Here is a 17,680-nt window from a genome sequence, read left to right on the forward strand (position 1 = left end):
ATCTCAATACAAGCTTGAGACTCAGGTGTATTAGAACCTAGTTTTTCGTCGTCGGGAATTGTGCAAATGGCTGACGTAGCATCAGATCTAACCGTTGTTCTTTACCATCTTGAATCTCGGGAACACCAATATGCACCTTATCGTGACCAAGCTTTGGTTGAGCGCGGTAAGTCTTAAACCAGATGTCCCACACAGATAAAAAGAAACCGAAGTTTGAGTGGGTTTCTTTCACGATAACCGAGTGATGAACGCGGTGCATGTCTGGGGTCACAATCACTTTTCTCAATCGCTTATCCATCCACAGCGGAAGACGTGCATTACTGTGGTTAAACATCGCACTCGCATTAAGAACAATTTCAAATATCACGACCGCAATGACAGGGACACCAAGTGCGATTACCAAACTCACTTTGATGAGCATTGAAAGAATCATCTCAATAGGGTGAAAGCGCGTTCCGGTTGTGACATCGATATCTAGGTCCGCATGGTGAACTCGATGTAGCTTCCACAACCAAGGAACACGGTGAAACACCAAGTGCTGCAGGTAAATGGCGCAATCTAACAGTAATACGCAGATCAGAATGGTGAGTTCTTTCGGAAGTGACAGGGTATTGAACAGACCCCATTGGTTTTCTTGCGCAATGACCGCCGCTTGGAATGCTGCAATAGGAATTAGAGTGGCTAATAGAAAACTGTTCAAAGCAACCAACGCAAAGTTATTCCCCCAACGAAACCATTTGCTTTGAGTCAGTGTTTTACGCGGGAAACGGTATTCCCAAAGCGCACACAATCCAAAAACGACAATAAAACAAACAAGGCGAAGCAGTGATGGGTCTTGCATGGGAATTCCTTCTATCATTCTAAGGACACTGTAAGTACAATCGTGCCACTTTTCTAGAGTTATCGTTATTGTCCATGAGAATCCACGCTTTTCACCGTTTATATCAACATCGTTTGTCCATTGCTACCAAACCGTTTAATGCGCGCGGCTGTAAAGTCGTGCGATGTGAATTCTGTAAAATCAAACAAGACAGCTGTATCTGTGAGCATCAACCTAACGTTGATACGAACGTCGCGACTATGTTGATCTTGTCAGACAACGAAATCTTAAAGCCAAGTAACACTGGTCGTTTGATTGTTGATACGGTTAAAGACAGTTATGCCTACCTTTGGCATCGTACTGAGCCAAATCAAGAGATGTTGGATGTCCTCAAAGATGACAAATACCAACCTGTGATCGTATTCCCTGAAGACTATACCGACGACAAAAAGCGTGTTGTTCAAGATCTGCCACAAATGCGCGACCCAAACAAAACACTGTTGCTGATTTTCATTGATGGCAGTTGGCGCGAAGCACGACGTATCTTCCGTCGTTCAGAGTATCTGCAAGATTTACCGGTGTTGTCGATTGAACCGGAATCGGTTTCTCAATACATGATGCGTAAGTCAGACAACGAACAACATCTATCAACAGCCGAAGTAGCGAGCTTAGTTTTGAAACAAGCCGGTGAAGAGCAGGGCGCTAAGACTTTACAGCTATGGTTTGAAGCATTTCGTGAAAGCTACATGTTGAGTAAGACACGTTATAAATCGGATCCAACCAAACCAAGCCTGAATGCTTTCATAGAGCATACTAAAAGTGAGACGTCACTCTAACCTTTAACCGCTTTGTGCTGACTTGTTGTTCAAACAGATTCGAACACAAGATAAGTTTGTTATCTATCACGGTTTGTAGGGGGAGTGTTATGGATAATGCTTCCTAGTTGTTTAATTTAAAAATTTTATTTGCCCGAATTTAGGGAAAAATTGGAGAGATTTCATGTATTACGGCTTTGATGTTGGCGGCACAAAAATTGAGTTTGGTGCGTTCAATGAAAAACTTGAGCGAGTAGCAACCGAACGCGTACCAACGCCTACTGAAGATTATCAACTGCTACTTGATACGATTGCCGGTTTGGTAAAAAAATACGATAGCGAATTCTCTTGCGAAGGCAAAATTGGCCTTGGTCTTCCAGGCATGGAAGATGCGGACGACGGCACTATGCTTGTTGTTAACGTGCCGGCTTCAACAGGTAAGCCATTACGCAAAGACTTAGAAGCGCTGATTGGTCGTAGTGTTAAAATCGAGAACGATGCGAACTGTTTTGCGCTGTCTGAAGCGTGGGATGATGAATTGAAAGATGAACCATCAGTAGCTGGCCTAATTCTAGGTACTGGTTTTGGTGGTGGTTTGGTTTTTGATGGCAAAGTATTCTCAGGACGTAACCACGTTGCTGGCGAGCTCGGCCATATGCGTCTTCCTATTGATGCATGGTTCCACCTTGGCGACAACGCACCGTTACTAGGCTGTGGTTGTGGCAAGAAAGGTTGTTTAGATAGCTACCTATCTGGTCGCGGCTTTGAACTGATTTATGAGCACTACTTCGGTGAGAAAAAGAAAGCGATTGAAATCATCCAAGCGTACAACGAAGGCGAAGCAAAAGCAGCTGAGCACGTTGACCGTTTCATGGAGCTATTGGCTATCTGTTTCGCAAACCTATTTACTGCACTTGACCCGCATGTTGTAGCACTGGGTGGTGGACTTTCAAACTTTGAACTTATCTACGAAGAGATGCCAAAGCGTGTTCCTAAATACCTATTGTCTGTAGCGAAATGTCCAAAAATCATCAAAGCGAAGCACGGTGATTCAGGCGGCGTTCGTGGTGCTGCATTCCTTAACATTAAGTAATCGGCACTTACCGTTAAGCTAATTAAGGTTAGATAGTTAAAAGCATAAATAAAAATGCCGCAATCTCTAAAGAGGTTGCGGCATTTTTATTGTTCGGTGTTTTCGTTTCTTTAGCTCTTAACTTCTAAGCTCTCAAGTGCAAACGAAAAGCTAGAAACTACAGATCGAGAAAAAGAAGCCAAAGGGCTTACTTCTTCTTTTTACCAACACCAAGGTTGTCTTTTTGCTTCAACGTAAGCTTAGTGAAGCCAAGCTTACGGAAATAGTTATCTTGGTAGTTACGAACCGCTTTAGTATCAGAAATAAACTCAAGCTGTTGCTCAGTTTTTAGGTACTCAGTGATGTCGATACCTTCGGCTGCAGCGACAGCTTCTTGGATCGTGCGGTGTTCTTGTTTCGAAAACAGTAACTCTTTGTCTTCGTCTTTGTAAGTGTACAGAATGGTACGAGCCATGGTGCTCTCCAATAGAATTATTACTTTGCGCGCACTCTACATAAAAACAGTACGTGGCTCAAGGTTATGATAAAAAATCTTAAGATTATCGTTCTAAACGTTTGGCGTCATTTAAGCTTTTGTCTTTAAGGAAACGAACAGGTTGTCTTTCACAAAAGAAAGCCCCTGAACATCGAAAGCTCGATAGAAGGGGCTTCATCTATTCATGACAAAGGTCCGCTAAGTCAATTAAAGATCTGGTAAGTCAATTTAGCTGATTAAGCTTTGAATTAAACGCGCCCCTGCAGAGGAATGATCGTTACCGTTTCACCAACTTTCACGGTATCAACCGCTGGTGAGATTTCGATTAAGCAGTTCGCTTCGCTCATTGAACGTAAAATACCTGAACCTTGCTTACCGGTTGTTTTCACTTCAAGTACGCCTGATTCGTTCATTGAGAACACACCACGGCTGAACTCAGTACGACCTTGACGAGAACGTAATTGCTCAGTTGCTATCGCGTTCGCTTTCACTGGCGTCCAGTTCGTTTGACCTTGTAGCTTGCGGATCGCGGGTTCTACAAAGTTAATGAATGACACCATCACGGCTACTGGGTTGCCAGGTAAACCGAAGAAAGGTTTGTCTTCAATTTTGCCGTAAGCAAGAGGGCGACCCGGACGCATGTTGATGCGCCAGAAGTTAATCTCACCCAGCTTATCTAATGCGAGTTTGATGTAGTCAGCATCACCAACAGACACACCACCTGAAGTCAGAACCATATCGGTCTCTAACGACGCAGCGTGAAGTACATCCATCATCTTTTGTTCGTCATCTTCAATGATGCCGTAGTCAACAATGTCACAACCTAGCTTTTGAAGCATGCCGATGATCGTAAAACGGTTCGAGTCGTAGATAGAGTTCGGCTTCTGCTCGCTACCCGGTGCTTGAACTTCGTCACCCGTAGAGAACACACCGACTTTTACCTTACGTAGAACAGGGCAGCTACCAAAACCCAGTGACGCCATCATACCCATTTCTGGTGCTTCGATGCGTGTACCACGAGTAAAGACAGGTTGGCCGATTTCTAAATCTTCACCAGCCATACGGACATTTTGTCCAATTGAGATTTTCGCACCTGGGAAGCTAACCTTATCGCCATCTTGGACGGCTTGTTCGCGCATCACAACAACATCAACGCCTTCAGGCATTGGTGCACCCGTCATGATCTTAACGGCTTCACCTTGTTGAACAGTTTGCTCGTAGCTGTGACCAGCCATAACTTCAGCAACCAGTTGGTAACTCTCCAGTTCTAAATCTTCACTACGAATTGCGTAGCCGTCCATTGCTGAGTTGGTGTTTTGAGGCACATTGATTGGCGAGATTATATCTTCAGCCAACACACGACCGTAGCCCTGCAATAGTTCAACACTCTCTGTGAGATCGAGCGCGTCAATGCTATCAACAATCTTTTGTTGGCCTTGAGTAACGGTTAAACCAGCAGGAGAGAACGAATCACAACACACTGCGGGCGTGTTGTCTTTTGAAGACGAACAAGAAGCGGTTTCGCTTATTTTCGAGGAACCGTCAAACGACTGAGCATATTCAATAATGAAATCACGAATCGCTTCTAAGTCACTGATCGCCATTTGTGGTAGTTCGGATTCCACTTGGCTGTCTGCAGCAATGGCAATAATGTTGTCATCGTTCGGGTATAACCAAGGTTTACCGACTTCATCTCTGTGCAATTCAATTTTAGGGAAAGCAATGTTCTTGCATCCTTCAACCAGAATCAAGTCCAGCGTGTTGGTATCGAAACGTGTCAGAAGGTAATCAAAATCAGCTTCGGCTTCTGGCGTTTCTGTCATCATCACGTGACGGTTACGAGAAGCGATCAACATTTGATTCGCGCCCGCTTTACGTAAGCGGTAGCTGTCTTTACCCGGCTTATCGACATCAAAATCGTGGTGAGCATGTTTAAGAACACCCACTTTTAAACCCGCATTAGTCAGCAGAGGCAGTAACGCTTCAAGTACCGTTGTTTTGCCTGTACCGCTATAAGCAGCAAAGCCCAATAGAGGAAGGTTAGGGCGTTGTTTTGAATCTTTCATTATTGAAGCGTTCCGAATTGGGTGAGTTCTTCTGGCGTGTTCAGATTAACAAAGCAGTTAGGAGAATCGCTGAAATCAACGTATTCGGTAACACATTCTTTGTATAGCAAGATGATTTTACGATCACCACGTTCCAAAAACGCTTCTAGCTTTGGCAGAACACGTTTGTGGAATAGGGTGAATACAGGTTGCTTAAACTCGCCATCATGCGCGACAAGAATGTCACTGTCTTCTTTAACTGCAGAACAAAAACGTTCAACAAGGTCGTCACTGATTTGTGGGCTGTCGCAAGGGACAAAGCCGACCCAGTCTGTACTCGCGTTTTTAAGGCCAGCATGAATGCCGCCCAATGGACCTGGATAGTCAGGGAAGGAATCGGAAACAACCGGAGCAAATGCTTGGTAACTGTCTAAGTTACGGTTGGCATTGATAGTGATGCTGACATCTTGCTGTGACAGCTTGTTTATAACGTATTGAATAAGCGGAGAACCGTTGAGCTCAACAAGTCCTTTATCTTTTCCGCCCATGCGGCTGGCCTGTCCGCCAGCCAAAATAACCCAACTAGTTTGCGTTGGAAGCAGCATAAATATTCTCTTGTGCTTTATCTTTCTGAATAACTTGCAGAAGCGGCGATTCGGTCAAAGTATTGTCTTTGATCCACCATTGCTTCTTACATAAGTCGGTTAACGCGTTAGTTTGGTGACTAGTGATGACTAAACTCGCGCCTCTTTGAAGAAGATCTTCGGCCATTATCACCAATCTTTCAATAGATTCTTTGTCTAAAGAGGCACTTGGTTCATCCATAAGCAAGATTGACGGCTTAAGAATCCAGGCTCGTGCCATTGCAACGCGTTGACGCTCACCCCCAGACAACACAGAAATGTGTTCATCTGCCAAGGTTTCTAAACCTACCATTCTCAGCGCATTAATTATTTGAGCTCGCTTATCTTTTTGGCTCTCTTTGTTAAAGCGAATGCCATAAGCGACATTTTGGTACACCGAACCATCAAAAAGATAGGGGGTTTGATGCAGGTAGATAATGTCTTTGAACTTGAGCCTAGGGAATAAGATCTGCTGCCAGCTTTGTGTCGGAGACTGAATGCGGCCAGAGCTTGGCTGAATCAGTCCAGACAATATTTTAAGTAGGGTCGTTTTACCCACACCATTATCTCCTTTGAGATAAATGGCATCGTTGGGGCCGATCGACAATTCGGGAATATGGAACAAAACACGCTCTTTGTAGCGCATTGAAATTTGCTGCGTTGTTATTTTTATACTCATGACAGCGTTCCTAAGTTCTTAAATAGCCTTTTCCTCTCACACTGGAAAGGAAAAAGTTAAGGGCTAATGCCAATGCTAATAACACCATACCGAGGGCGACGCCTTGAGCGAATGCGCCTTTGTGGCTTTCCATAGCGATAGCTGTTGGGATGTTTCTTGTCATCCCCATAATGTTGCCACCGACCATCATTGAACAACCAACCTCAGTGACGATACGAGAGAAGGCAGCGATAGTTGCAGCTAGAAGAGGGAAGCGCGTTTCCCAAATTAAGGTACATGCCACACGTGTGGTTGATACGCCAAGCGTGCGCGCCGTTTCAACCGCTCGGCGGTCACTGGCTTGGAGAGCGCCGTGCATCATCGCGACTAGGATTGGGAAACAGATCAGCATCTGACCTAGAATCATCGCCTTTTGAGTGAACAGTAATTCCCAATCACCGAGTGGGCCAGAACGAGAGAGCATCATGTACATCAACAAACCGATAACCACGGTTGGGATAGCTTGCAGGGTGTTGATCACCGATAACAATGCCCACTTCCCGGGGAACTCGGTATAAGCCAATAAAAAAGCCATAAGGATTGCAGGAACAATCACTAATGAGATGGCGGACAAAGATACGCTGAAAGATACCGCGACGATTTTCCACAATTCGTGGTCAAAACTCACTAGTAGGTTCATTGCATCAATCGTTGTTTGCCATAGGGTCATGAAGTATCTCGTGTGAATCGATAATAGATCTTTATCGGTAATGACTGATGTTAATCATAGCTGACACAAACTATTTGAGCTTGAATTGGCCAGCTATTGTTTTTAAGAGTGCTTCGTTAACTGTTTAGCTAAGTGTAGTGCTTGTTGGTTTTGACTACACCTTCAACGCTACGCTTTACTTACAACCAACGACTCATTACTTACAATCAACTATTCTAAGCTTGCAACCAACTATTCTGCGCTCGCAACAAACAGCTGTTTGCCGTGCAGTTTAAAGTCGTTTATCAATTTCTGACCTTTAGGGTTAACCAGCCAGTCACTGAATACTTTCGCAGCTTGGTAGTTGATGCTCGGGTAGCGTTCTGGGTTAACAAGAATCACTTGGTAAGGGTTAAACAGGTTCTTGTCACCTTGGAAAAGGATTTTAAGATCCAATTTGTTTTGGTAAGCCAACCAAGTACCACGGTCTGTCATGGTGTAGCCTTGCATCTCTGACGCCATGTTCAGAGTAGGGCCCATGCCTTGACCAACACTGCGATAACCACCGAAGTTTGGTTCCATTTTAGTTTGTGCCCAAATACCCATCTCTTTCTTATGAGTACCAGAGTCGTCACCACGAGAAACAAAGGTCACGTTATTGTTCGCGATTGCTTTGAACACATCAGTCACTGCTTTTTGAGATTCGATCTTCGCTGGATCGCTTTGAGGACCAACGATGACAAAGTCGTTGTACATCAGCTTGCGAGGTAGAACCCCGTAACCTTGTTCAACGAAATTCGCTTCAGCCTTTGGTGCGTGAGTCATCACTAGGTCTACATCGCCATTCTCACCCATGCGAAGTGATTTACCTGTACCCGCCGCTAGAACATCAACTTTGATACCAGAATCTTTTTCGAACTCAGGTAATAAGTAGTCAAGTAGACCTGAGTGGTAGGTACTTGTGGTTGTCGCCAATTTGATATGGGTGGTGTCTTCCGCGCTGCTAGCCGTGTAACTGACGATAGATAGAGCTGCAATAGTTAGGGGAATTGCTTTCATTATTATTATGTCCATTCTGTTATAAATGAATGACATGCCTTCAGTTTTAAAGGGCTCAAAAAAGGGCATGTGCATAAGACGCTAATTGTTGTAATTAGAAATCTACACCTTATAAGCAATCTTAATGCCAATAAATCATGCATCAGATCTCATTAAATTGCTGTTATTTCGGACAAAACTGCGTCATTTAGCCCTCTAAAATGAATCAAAACATGAGCTAGGACAAAATGTCGCACATTGTCCCTGTTGCACAAAAGGTTAATTGGTACACTCTGTCCCAACTTTCCCCACCGGCTAATCATTATGTCTTCACCTAGTTCATCTGCACCTAACCTCAATCCGAACACATTGACTCAATATCAAGCGTTTTCCGTCTTGGTTGTGGATGATGAAATGGGTATGCAGGCTATTTTAAAGAAAGCTCTGGGTAAGTTCTTTGGCAAGGTATCGAGTGCGGGGTCGGTTGAAGAAGCCGAAATACTGCGTTCGAGCGAACATTTTGATCTGATTGTTCTTGATATCAACCTGCCAGGTCGGTCTGGTATTGAGTGGGAAGAGGCGTTTAACGACAACGACAAACGTGCCGATGTGATTTTCATGACAGGTTATGCTGATTTAGAGATGACGATATCTGCGCTTAAGCTTGGTGCTTCAGATTTTATTCTTAAGCCGTTCAACCTCGAACAAATGATACAAGCGGTTCTGCGTTGTATGGACAAGCGCCTTGACCAAAGAATGCAGTACGCGTTGAAGCGCGATGTTAGCCGTCATATCAAGACCGAATTGATCGGCAATTCAGACAAGACTAAACAGCTCAAATTGCTGATCAGTCAATTTGCACCGTCAAGAGCATCAGTTCTTATAGAAGGTGAGTCGGGTACGGGTAAAGAGTTAGTTGCTCGTGGTGTACATGAAGCCAGCAAGCGTAGCGGCCCATTTGTACCAATCAACTGTGGTGCAATTGCGCCTGAGCTTTTAGAAAGCGAATTGTTTGGCCACACGTCTGGTGCCTTTACTGGTGCGAAGAAAAACCGTGAAGGTCTGTTCAGAGTCGCAAGTGGCGGCACCTTGTTCCTAGATGAAATAGGTGAAATGCCACTGCCAATGCAAGCAGCGCTGTTACGTGTGTTAGAGCAACGTACTATTCGTCCAGTTGGCAGTGAGAAAGAGATCGCTGTCGATGTACGTGTCGTCGCAGCAACAAACCGAAACCTTCAAGAAGAGGTCGATAAAGGCCACTTCCGTCGCGATCTGTTCTACCGACTCAATGTACTTAAAATTGATGTTGTGCCATTGAGAGAACGACCGTCTGATCTGATAGAGCTTGTTCCATACTTCACTCGTCTTTTATCAAGTGAACTGGGTATGCCGGTTCCAAACTGGGCACATGAAGATATATTGGCAATGAATGAATACGAATGGCCGGGAAATATTCGCGAACTTAAGAACCTAGTCGAAAGATGCATTCTTTTAGACAAGCCACCAGCACACTATTGGCGCGAAATTAATGGTGATCCAGTCCCAACCAGCATTTCAGTGACGGTGTCACATGGAGCAGAAATACCAAACTTGAATAATGCAGACGCTGCTGAGGGTTACCCGAACACCTGGACACTCAAAGAAGTAGAAAAATCTCACATAGAACAACTGGTGAGTTTCCATGATGGCAATAAATCTGCAGCTGCGCGAGATCTCGGTGTGGCACGTAAAACACTAGAGCGTAAGTACAAAGAGTGGAACACAGAAGGCTCAGAATATGCCGATTAGACGTCATTGGTGGACAAAGTGGGCGTTCCGGTTCAAAACCATGGTGCGTTATCGCCTGCTATTTCTAACATCCGCTCCCATCATTCTTACCTTATGTGCGCTTGTCGCTATAACACTGTATTGGTCAGTGCATTACACGTGGCAGGGTGCTCTGATTGATGTCGATGAGCGTTTGGATGTTGCCGACAACAGTATCCATTTAATTCAGAACCAACAGGCCTATAACGTTCAAGCATTTGCTGAGTCTTACAACTTCCGAATCAAACTCACGAGTGATATTTCGAAAGAAGAGCTCACACGTTGGGTTTCTGAAAACAAATCTCGCTATGAACTCGATTTTCTACGCTGGCGCAGCGTCGAGAGCATGGAGAAAAAGCTTGAATACCTCAACCTGACACACAAAGAATCGTTCTTTAATGTATTGAGCCAAAACCAACTCAACGATTTAGACCAAAACCTTGCCAGGCAAGCCGAAGTCCCAATGCTCAATAGTCAAAATGTTGAAACTCGGGGGTTAGTTAGCCGCACCGTTGTGTCGATTCGTGACAAGAATGATCACGTGATTGGTTTTCTTGACGGCGGGATCCTCCTAAATAACAGCACACAGTTGGTTGATCAGATCAGCAATCTCATTTATCCGCAACGCGAGGGCTTTAATCGCCGCATTGGTACCGTCACTGTGTTCCTTGATGACCTACGTGTCAGCACTAATGTACCGTTGAGCAGCGAAGAAAGTGCAGGGCGCGCAATTGGTACTCGTGTTTCTCACGAGGTTCATTCTAAAGTATTGAATGAAGGCAAAGAGTGGCTAGATAGAGCGTATGTTTACGACGCTTGGTACATCACTGCGTATCAACCGATTCATGACCAATTCGATAATGTCATCGGCATGCTTTATACCGGTTACTTGATTTGGCCATTGGTGGAAACGTACTTAACCAACCTGGGTGAAATCAGCATTACGATTGTGTTGTTGCTACTGGCTTCTGGTTTGATCGTTCACCGTGGTGCGCGTGATCTTTTCAACCCAATTGAACGCATCCATAAAGTCGTGAAGCTAGTGCAGATGGGGCAAGACAAGCGAATTGGTACGTTGGGTTTAAACGATCAACACGAGCTGACTTTGCTCGCTAAACAATTCGATAAGATGTTGGATTTGCTGCACGAACGTAATCAAGAGATCCAACAAGCCGCTTCAGAACTCGAATGTAAGGTTCATTCTCGTACTGCTAGCTTGAAAGAGAAAACCGAAGAACTCGAACTGCATATCAAGCTGTTGAATCAAGCTCGAGACAAGCTGGTGGTCAATGAAAAACTAGCCGCGTTAGGTGAATTAACCGCGGGCATTGCCCATGAGATTAATAATCCGACAGCGGTGATTCTTGGCAATGTAGAGTTAATGAAGTTTGAGCTCGGTGACGAAGTCGCTCGTGTAGACGAAGAAGTCCACGCCATCATGGAACAGATCGACCGAATTCGAAATATCACACGAAGCCTGCTTCAATATAGCCGTCATGGCGGTGTACAAGATGAGATCACTTGGCAACACATTAATCCAATCGTGGATGAGAGTATTACGCTCGTAAAAACAGGCGCGAAAAAGAAAGGCATTGTCTACGTATCACAACTGCATGCTAAAACGTCTGTGGAAGTTAATCGAAACCAACTTTTGCAGATTTTGGTTAACCTACAGATGAACGCGATTCATGCCATGGACGGACAGGGCACATTGACTATCTCAAGTGAAGACTGGGTGGAGAATGGCGTGTCTCATGGTGCAATCGTTCATGTTCAAGATGAAGGGTGTGGTATCAAAGAGGAACAATTGAAACGCATCTTTTCACCTTTCTACACCACCAAACGTGACGGTACAGGCTTAGGCTTATCAGTATCTCAAAGTATCTTGAGCCAAACGGGCGGTGAGATACGTGTCGAATCAGAAGTAGGCAAGGGAAGCCGCTTTAGTATCTACCTTCAGCAAAAAGCGACACCACAGTTATTGGTGTCTAACCTATAATTTTTTTAGCTTTAAGCTCGAATCTAATCCAACCATATTATCACCTGATAATATTTCTACTGCGCTTGGGCTGTTACATGAACGTTTCAGCCCAAGCACGAAAATCCTGCACTACTAAACTATCGCCAACTAAATCTCAACCTCTGACTGTTTGACGAGCACCTCTTTTTGGATATGTAACACAGTGTATATCTTTTGATCTTGATGCATATCATCTGAACTGTACGGATTTTTGATACATTGACCCCAAATTCATAATCAAAAAATATAATAAAGTCAGTCAGCTATGAAATTAAGTAATCTATCTATTAAATCAAAACTTATCTCGATCGTCATTTTATCGGTTGTTCTATTGGTAATGGCGTCATCTTTCAACCTAATGCAACAACGTGAAAGCTCAATGCAAGAGCGCCAAGATAAACTCAGTGCTCAAGTCGAAACCGCGGTCAGCTTAGCGAGCTACTATTACAGCCAACGTAACGTACTCGGTGAAGAAGTAGCAAAGAAACAAGCGCTGCAAGCAATTGAAACGCTTCGTTACGACACCACCAATTATTTCTGGATCTTAAACCAACAACTCAACGTTGTTATCCATCCATTAAAACCTGAACTCAATGGCAAGAACGCAGGTAACTTTAAAGATGGTGCAGGTAAACACCACTGGCGTGAGATGGTCAACATTTCACGTACCCCAGAGGAGAAAGGGTTTCTTGATTATCAATGGATGAGCCCGCAAGGTGAACTCAAAGACAAGATCTCATATGTACAGCTATTCCCTGAGTGGAATTGGATTGTTGGCTCGGGAATCTTAGTTGCGGATATTCAAGACGCTTTCTATGCACTAGCGCTCAAAGAAGGACTGGTCGCGGTTGTATTATCAGGCCTGTTGTTTGCTATGGGCTACGCGATTTCTAACAATATCCTTGTGCCACTTAACAAGCTTATCGGCAACACCCATAAGATTGCAGATGGGGATCTTCGTGTACGCATGAACATGACACGCAAAGATGAACTGGGCGATATGAGTAATCAAATTGATACCATGCTCAACAAGTTACAAAGCACGCTTCGTACAGCGAATGAATCAGCAGATTTATCCAGCAACATGGCGAGTCACATTGCACAAGCCAGTGAAGAGGCTGCGACCAGTGTTAACTCACAGCATGCACAGCTTGAGTTGTTGTCGACAGCGATGACAGAAATGAGTGCCACCATTTCTGATGTCGCTGTTAATGCTGAAAATACTGCCGCAAGCACCAATAAGGTTGTCGAGCACGCAAATCAGAACGACCAGAACATGCAAGTAACGTCTAAAACCATATCTCAAGTTTCAGAAAACATTTCGACCGCGAATGATCTCGTCAGAGACTTACAATCTGGTGTCACAGAGATAAGCCAAGTGGTGAGCGTGATACGTGATGTATCTGAGCAAACGAACTTGTTAGCGCTTAATGCGGCAATAGAAGCAGCCCGAGCAGGTGAGCAAGGAAGAGGGTTCGCGGTAGTCGCAGATGAAGTACGTAACCTCGCAAGCCGCACTCAAAACTCAACCAATGAAGTTCAATCGACGATTGAAAAACTGACTCAGCAAGCCGAGCGTACCTTTAAAGCAATGCAAAGCAGCAATGAGAAAGTCGATCACAGTGTTGTCGCGTCTAACGAAACTCGCCAACAACTCGATGTGATTGTGAATGAACTGCACAACGCCAACGACATGGTCGCGCAAATCGCCGCTGCATCGGAGCAACAAAGCACGGTAGCAACCGAAATGAGTGAAAGTGTCACAGGGATTCATCTTGCAGCAAATGAAGTATTGCAAGCTTCACAATCGCTCGCAGAAGACAGTCAAAAAATGGCGAACACCACCGAGCACCTTACTGATCAGTTGAAGTACTTTAAGGTCTAAGCGAAAACCTCATAAAAAACACCTCCGCACTTGAGACAAGTTCGGAGGTGTTTTTGTTTGTAGATGACTGGATTGTTAGCTTGCTCAACAAAAGAAGAGCGTTAAGAAAAAGAAGCGCGTTAAGCCAATCTTGTTAATGTGCAGTCACTGAAATCTTCGGAGGGTTGATATTGTGTTTTCTAAACTCTTTCATCACACGCAAGGTAATATCGGTTTCAAACAGCTTCTCATACGCCGTGTCGACCACATAGGCCTTACAAGTTAACTGTATCGCCAAGTAATTATCCGTAATCGTCTGTTTGACCAGAACCGTAACAGGCTTCGGCAAGTGGATGTAACGACTTGAAGACGCCGCTTCTTGAATCAAGTCTCGAGCTAGGGTGATGTCTTCATTCATACCGACATAAAATGGAATCACCACCTGCATATCCAGCGCGCCATAGTTACCACTAGTCGTTACTTCGTTTAAGAACTTGTTGTTCGGGATCGTGATAATGTCATCGTTCAGGGTTCTCATTCGAACAGAACGCAAACCAATGGTAATGATGTCGCCATAGTTACCCTCGAACGTGACACGGTCACCAACTTGAAAAGGTCTGTCAATCATCACCGTGATACCGGCAATGAATGACGCAGCCAAGTCTTTAAGCGCAAAGCCGACCGACACGGCGAGGGTACCACCAATCAAAGCCAGTATTTGATCGTTGATTCGAAAACTCATCATGAACACAATAAGGCCGGTGCTCACGTAAATAAAGAACTGAGTAAATGACTGCAGTTTCTGTAGCAGCATTCGATATTGCACGAACTGACTACCAAAACTGGTCACCAACGAATTGATGAACTTAAGTAACAACCACATTGCGGCAATAACGATCATGGAGAAGAACACACCGCTCCAACGCACCAAACTCGCAATCTTTGAGATGTTTTCTACGTTAGCTAACTCTTCCGTCGCAAAGGTCGGGAAACTGACAGCACTTGCCAAGCCAACAAATAGTAGGATAAATAACTTCTTCATTTTACTTCACCAGTAGATGTTGACGGTCGAGAACGTTTGTAATGTGGCGGAACCAGTGCTCAGAAATTCGAGCCTTTTCTTCATGCCAACCAATATAACCACGGCTTTCAAAATAACGTAGAATCCCGGTTATCTCTGCAATGCTCAGTTGAGTACATTCAGACAACACCTCCGGAGAAGCTATTTCCAGTTGCACGATAGAGCGAAGTACAGCCAGCATAGGTTTTGGCATATTCTCGAGTTCCTGCGCTTCAGGAACATGGAACAAACGTACCACTGCTTGATCTGTCTCTTTATTGCGGTTCAAAGAGAGCCTAAAGAATCGCAGCGCAACGGTAGGGTTGCCATCAGAGTAGTGCCACAAGATTCGATAGAAACCTTGGCGTGCGCGTTCTTCTTCACTCATGTCATCTTGGTCCCACTGCTTAGGGACAACTAAACCATCAAACGATAACGGCTTTTCAAGTTCCGTATTGATACGGCTATTTAGAAGATCACCGACTTGTTTTTCTGTCCAACGTGGTAGGAAACACACCAAATCAAACAGAAGACGCTCACCACGCGCTCGATCGACAAATCGCCAGCTTGATTTAGCAATCGATATCACGACACGGTGATTCTTTTTAGAACGACGGAGAAGATTGGTTAAACGAATCAAATCAGACAGGCCACCGACCATTGGCTTAACCAATCGTTGGGCATTATCAATCGCAATTAAGTACGTGGTGTTACTTTTACGCAGGTGTGCCAAGATCTGAATCTCAGTCGCTTCTTCTTCCAAGCCGATGCTCACGGCTAGATGCGCTAAGAGCTCTTGGTAACCCGCGTAAGGGCAACTCACGTAAACAGGCTCTGCGTTGGAGACTTTATGCAGCAAGGTATAAAGCAGCGTTGTCGCGCCCACACCACGTTCGCCTGAAACAATACAAATAGCAGGGCTGTCCGACATCAAGTAACGAGAGAGTTGCTTAACCTCATCGCCTGCGTAATCAATTAAAGTGCTATCGATATTGCCCGGCAGAATGTACTCATAGGTTTTGTCTCCTTTGATTCGAACCAAGTTTTGTTGGTTCTTATCAAGATCAGACTGCTTAGCCACTTCGATTCGAAAGAGATAGGCTAATGCTTGACTAAACAACGTGTAACTAGAAAGCAATGCCATGATTCGATGTTGGAAGTTGTAAACACTCAACCACACGATTCCAATTGCCGTCGCCAGTATATTAAGTAAGAAGGTTTCCTTACGGTTTACCGCCCAGTTAACCCACACCGGACGATCGGAGATGTGTTGCAGCGTATCGAAGACTTTCGCTCTCCATAATCTCAGTACCGATATCGTGACCAGCACGAACCAGAAAAACAGCGCACTGTAGATCCAGCTGTAAATGGTGCCTTTACCCAGTGTGATGCTCGATATCTGCAAAGTCAGACCTGCAACAATAATACTCCAAACATAGCGACGAATAGTCGATAGTCTCAGCGCGATGACTTCTTGATTTGATGTGCGACCCAAGCGATACGCAAATTCAAGAATAAAGCTGATAGCAATCGAACCGCCTAAAATCCACCACGTGAATATCTCTAGGAAAATCAGGTGCTGCAGGCTAGGGATGCTAGAAAGCACTCTCAAAGAAAGTGTGATGGCGATTAACCAAGCAATCGCACGCTCAGCACGGCTGATATACCAAATCACACGAACCAAAAAAGGAGGGTTCGTTTTCGCTTCGAGAAAGTTAACTCGAAACAACTCAATCAAGCGAGTGCTGTTGGCAAGCCACCATACTAAACCGAAGTAAATGAACAGCACCTTTAGAGAAGCCCAAATGACAGGCACTGGAGAAATAAAAATGTCTTTAACTAGTGCTTTAAAACTACGAATTTGGAAGTAAACAAGATACTCAATATTGAGCTTGGTTAATTCCCACTCTTGTTTAAATTGAGTCACGCCGTATGGGCCAAAACCGGTTAAGCGCTCTTTATTCGCGGAGTTTGTCTGCTCTAAAAGATGCTGTTTACTTACGTTCAAGCTATTCAATGTGACGTAGCTCGTTTGCACGGAAAACCATTGATCGGCGTCGTTGTTATCTCTATAGGCTTTTACCTGTTGCTCGAAGGTTTTGATTTCCAGCTTTTGAACTCGCAGAACTTCGGCAAGTAAAATGTTGACTTGGCGTCTGTCCGACTGCTCCATAAAGAGTGGGTCAGGTAGGGAATCAATACGCTTATCCAGATCTACAGCACTATTAGATACCTGAGGCTGAGATTGTAAGTCATATTCCAAGTTGGCATGACTCGGCCAAGAGATAATGGCCAAAGTGAAGATTAAGAAGCGCGAAAGTGAACGCATAAAAGTCTCTTAGAATTATGAGGTTAGGATTACTATAGTTAGTTAATCTTACTTTGTGAAATCCAACCCCGTATCGGGGGCGAGTACTTTATTCCCGTTTGGGCTGGTTTTGTCATGAAATTGTCAGAGATTAGGCTAGTCTTGCCTATGTCTGTTGTTGCTTTGATCGGGTTAGTTTTACTGTGACCAATCAGCATACGATATATTCAATGGTTGGCATGATTTGGGACGTTATATACCGCCCATTATGGGGTGCTGTTCGATATTTTGTTTTTCCTGAAAGTAGATGGTTTTTTAACGACAAATAGAAAATCAAAAATGTGAG

The 17,680-nt window shown here is 44.4% G+C and carries 14 protein-coding genes; 5 read left to right on the forward strand and 9 right to left on the reverse strand.

Annotated features, from left to right (window positions below; all coding sequences use genetic code 11):
* Positions 1-37: 37 nt before the first annotated feature.
* On the reverse strand, positions 38-841 hold the full coding sequence (locus OCU90_RS08780; RefSeq protein ID WP_061024159.1) for a sterol desaturase family protein: 804 nt from the start codon (positions 839-841) through the stop codon (positions 38-40).
* 68 nt (positions 842-909) lie between these two features.
* Here OCU90_RS08780 and OCU90_RS08785 point away from each other — a divergent pair, with 68 nt between their 5' ends.
* Together OCU90_RS08785 and nagK are read left to right on the forward strand one after the other, a co-directional pair.
* Positions 910-1,656 (forward strand): tRNA-uridine aminocarboxypropyltransferase, encoded by a 747-nt coding sequence (locus OCU90_RS08785; RefSeq protein ID WP_081089997.1) that lies wholly within the window; start codon positions 910-912, stop codon positions 1,654-1,656.
* 163 nt (positions 1,657-1,819) lie between these two features.
* A complete protein-coding gene (gene nagK, locus OCU90_RS08790; RefSeq protein WP_004733781.1) occupies positions 1,820-2,728 on the forward strand; it encodes an N-acetylglucosamine kinase in 909 nt (302 codons plus the stop codon).
* A 187-nt stretch (positions 2,729-2,915) separates the two neighbouring features.
* Here the strand turns inward: nagK and OCU90_RS08795 are convergent, their stop codons facing one another.
* From OCU90_RS08795 to OCU90_RS08820, 6 genes are all read right to left on the reverse strand, one after another.
* Positions 2,916-3,182, reverse strand: a complete 267-nt coding sequence (locus tag OCU90_RS08795; protein ID WP_004733780.1) for a DUF2960 family protein — start codon at positions 3,180-3,182, stop codon at positions 2,916-2,918.
* A 269-nt stretch (positions 3,183-3,451) separates the two neighbouring features.
* The gene (locus OCU90_RS08800; RefSeq protein WP_061024161.1) at positions 3,452-5,269 is read right to left on the reverse strand and encodes a bifunctional molybdopterin-guanine dinucleotide biosynthesis adaptor protein MobB/molybdopterin molybdotransferase MoeA; all 1,818 of its coding nucleotides are present in this window, start codon (positions 5,267-5,269) and stop codon (positions 3,452-3,454) included.
* Positions 5,269-5,853 (reverse strand): molybdenum cofactor guanylyltransferase MobA, encoded by a 585-nt coding sequence (gene mobA / locus OCU90_RS08805; protein WP_004733776.1) that lies wholly within the window; start codon positions 5,851-5,853, stop codon positions 5,269-5,271. The genes OCU90_RS08800 and mobA overlap by 1 nt, the downstream gene beginning before the upstream one ends.
* Positions 5,831-6,550, reverse strand: coding sequence for an energy-coupling factor ABC transporter ATP-binding protein (locus OCU90_RS08810; RefSeq protein ID WP_004733775.1), 720 nt, complete (start codon positions 6,548-6,550; stop codon positions 5,831-5,833). The genes mobA and OCU90_RS08810 overlap by 23 nt, the downstream gene beginning before the upstream one ends.
* A 10-nt stretch (positions 6,551-6,560) precedes the next feature.
* On the reverse strand, positions 6,561-7,259 hold the full coding sequence (locus OCU90_RS08815; protein WP_017068184.1) for an ABC transporter permease: 699 nt from the start codon (positions 7,257-7,259) through the stop codon (positions 6,561-6,563).
* A gap of 231 nt (positions 7,260-7,490) precedes the next feature.
* On the reverse strand, positions 7,491-8,297 hold the full coding sequence (locus tag OCU90_RS08820; protein WP_017077255.1) for an ABC transporter substrate-binding protein: 807 nt from the start codon (positions 8,295-8,297) through the stop codon (positions 7,491-7,493).
* A 303-nt stretch (positions 8,298-8,600) separates the two neighbouring features.
* Here OCU90_RS08820 and OCU90_RS08825 point away from each other — a divergent pair, with 303 nt between their 5' ends.
* The 3 genes from OCU90_RS08825 (at position 8,601) to OCU90_RS08835 (ending at position 13,987) form a co-directional block, all read left to right on the forward strand.
* Complete coding sequence (locus OCU90_RS08825; protein ID WP_061024163.1) at positions 8,601-10,064, forward strand: sigma-54-dependent transcriptional regulator; 1,464 nt, start codon at positions 8,601-8,603, stop codon at positions 10,062-10,064.
* Positions 10,054-12,081 (forward strand): sensor histidine kinase, encoded by a 2,028-nt coding sequence (locus tag OCU90_RS08830; protein ID WP_061024165.1) that lies wholly within the window; start codon positions 10,054-10,056, stop codon positions 12,079-12,081. The genes OCU90_RS08825 and OCU90_RS08830 overlap by 11 nt, the downstream gene beginning before the upstream one ends.
* 286 nt (positions 12,082-12,367) lie before the next feature.
* Positions 12,368-13,987 (forward strand): methyl-accepting chemotaxis protein, encoded by a 1,620-nt coding sequence (locus tag OCU90_RS08835; RefSeq protein WP_061024167.1) that lies wholly within the window; start codon positions 12,368-12,370, stop codon positions 13,985-13,987.
* A 133-nt stretch (positions 13,988-14,120) separates the two neighbouring features.
* On the opposite strand, the gene OCU90_RS08840 is transcribed toward OCU90_RS08835, so the two are convergent.
* On the reverse strand, positions 14,121-15,008 hold the full coding sequence (locus tag OCU90_RS08840; RefSeq protein ID WP_004733762.1) for a mechanosensitive ion channel family protein: 888 nt from the start codon (positions 15,006-15,008) through the stop codon (positions 14,121-14,123).
* A gap of 1 nt (position 15,009) precedes the next feature.
* Positions 15,010-17,355, reverse strand: coding sequence for an ATP-binding protein (locus OCU90_RS08845; protein WP_061024169.1), 2,346 nt, complete (start codon positions 17,353-17,355; stop codon positions 15,010-15,012).
* Positions 17,356-17,680 lie beyond the last annotated feature (325 nt).

The organism is Vibrio splendidus (assembly GCF_024347615.1).
GTDB lineage: Bacteria > Pseudomonadota > Gammaproteobacteria > Enterobacterales > Vibrionaceae > Vibrio > Vibrio splendidus.

Coding starts and splice junctions, on each gene's coding strand:
- OCU90_RS08800 (WP_061024161.1), bottom strand. CDS start 5,269: ATGAAAGATTCAAAACAACGCCCTAACCTTCCTCTATTGGGCTTTGCT.
- OCU90_RS08780 (WP_061024159.1), bottom strand. CDS start 841: ATGCAAGACCCATCACTGCTTCGCCTTGTTTGTTTTATTGTCGTTTTT.
- mobA (WP_004733776.1), bottom strand. CDS start 5,853: ATGCTGCTTCCAACGCAAACTAGTTGGGTTATTTTGGCTGGCGGACAG.
- OCU90_RS08825 (WP_061024163.1), top strand. CDS start 8,601: ATGTCTTCACCTAGTTCATCTGCACCTAACCTCAATCCGAACACATTG.
- OCU90_RS08810 (WP_004733775.1), bottom strand. CDS start 6,550: ATGAGTATAAAAATAACAACGCAGCAAATTTCAATGCGCTACAAAGAG.
- nagK (WP_004733781.1), top strand. CDS start 1,820: ATGTATTACGGCTTTGATGTTGGCGGCACAAAAATTGAGTTTGGTGCG.
- OCU90_RS08835 (WP_061024167.1), top strand. CDS start 12,368: ATGAAATTAAGTAATCTATCTATTAAATCAAAACTTATCTCGATCGTC.
- OCU90_RS08820 (WP_017077255.1), bottom strand. CDS start 8,297: ATGAAAGCAATTCCCCTAACTATTGCAGCTCTATCTATCGTCAGTTAC.
- OCU90_RS08830 (WP_061024165.1), top strand. CDS start 10,054: ATGCCGATTAGACGTCATTGGTGGACAAAGTGGGCGTTCCGGTTCAAA.
- OCU90_RS08795 (WP_004733780.1), bottom strand. CDS start 3,182: ATGGCTCGTACCATTCTGTACACTTACAAAGACGAAGACAAAGAGTTA.
- OCU90_RS08845 (WP_061024169.1), bottom strand. CDS start 17,355: ATGCGTTCACTTTCGCGCTTCTTAATCTTCACTTTGGCCATTATCTCT.
- OCU90_RS08815 (WP_017068184.1), bottom strand. CDS start 7,259: ATGACCCTATGGCAAACAACGATTGATGCAATGAACCTACTAGTGAGT.
- OCU90_RS08840 (WP_004733762.1), bottom strand. CDS start 15,008: ATGAAGAAGTTATTTATCCTACTATTTGTTGGCTTGGCAAGTGCTGTC.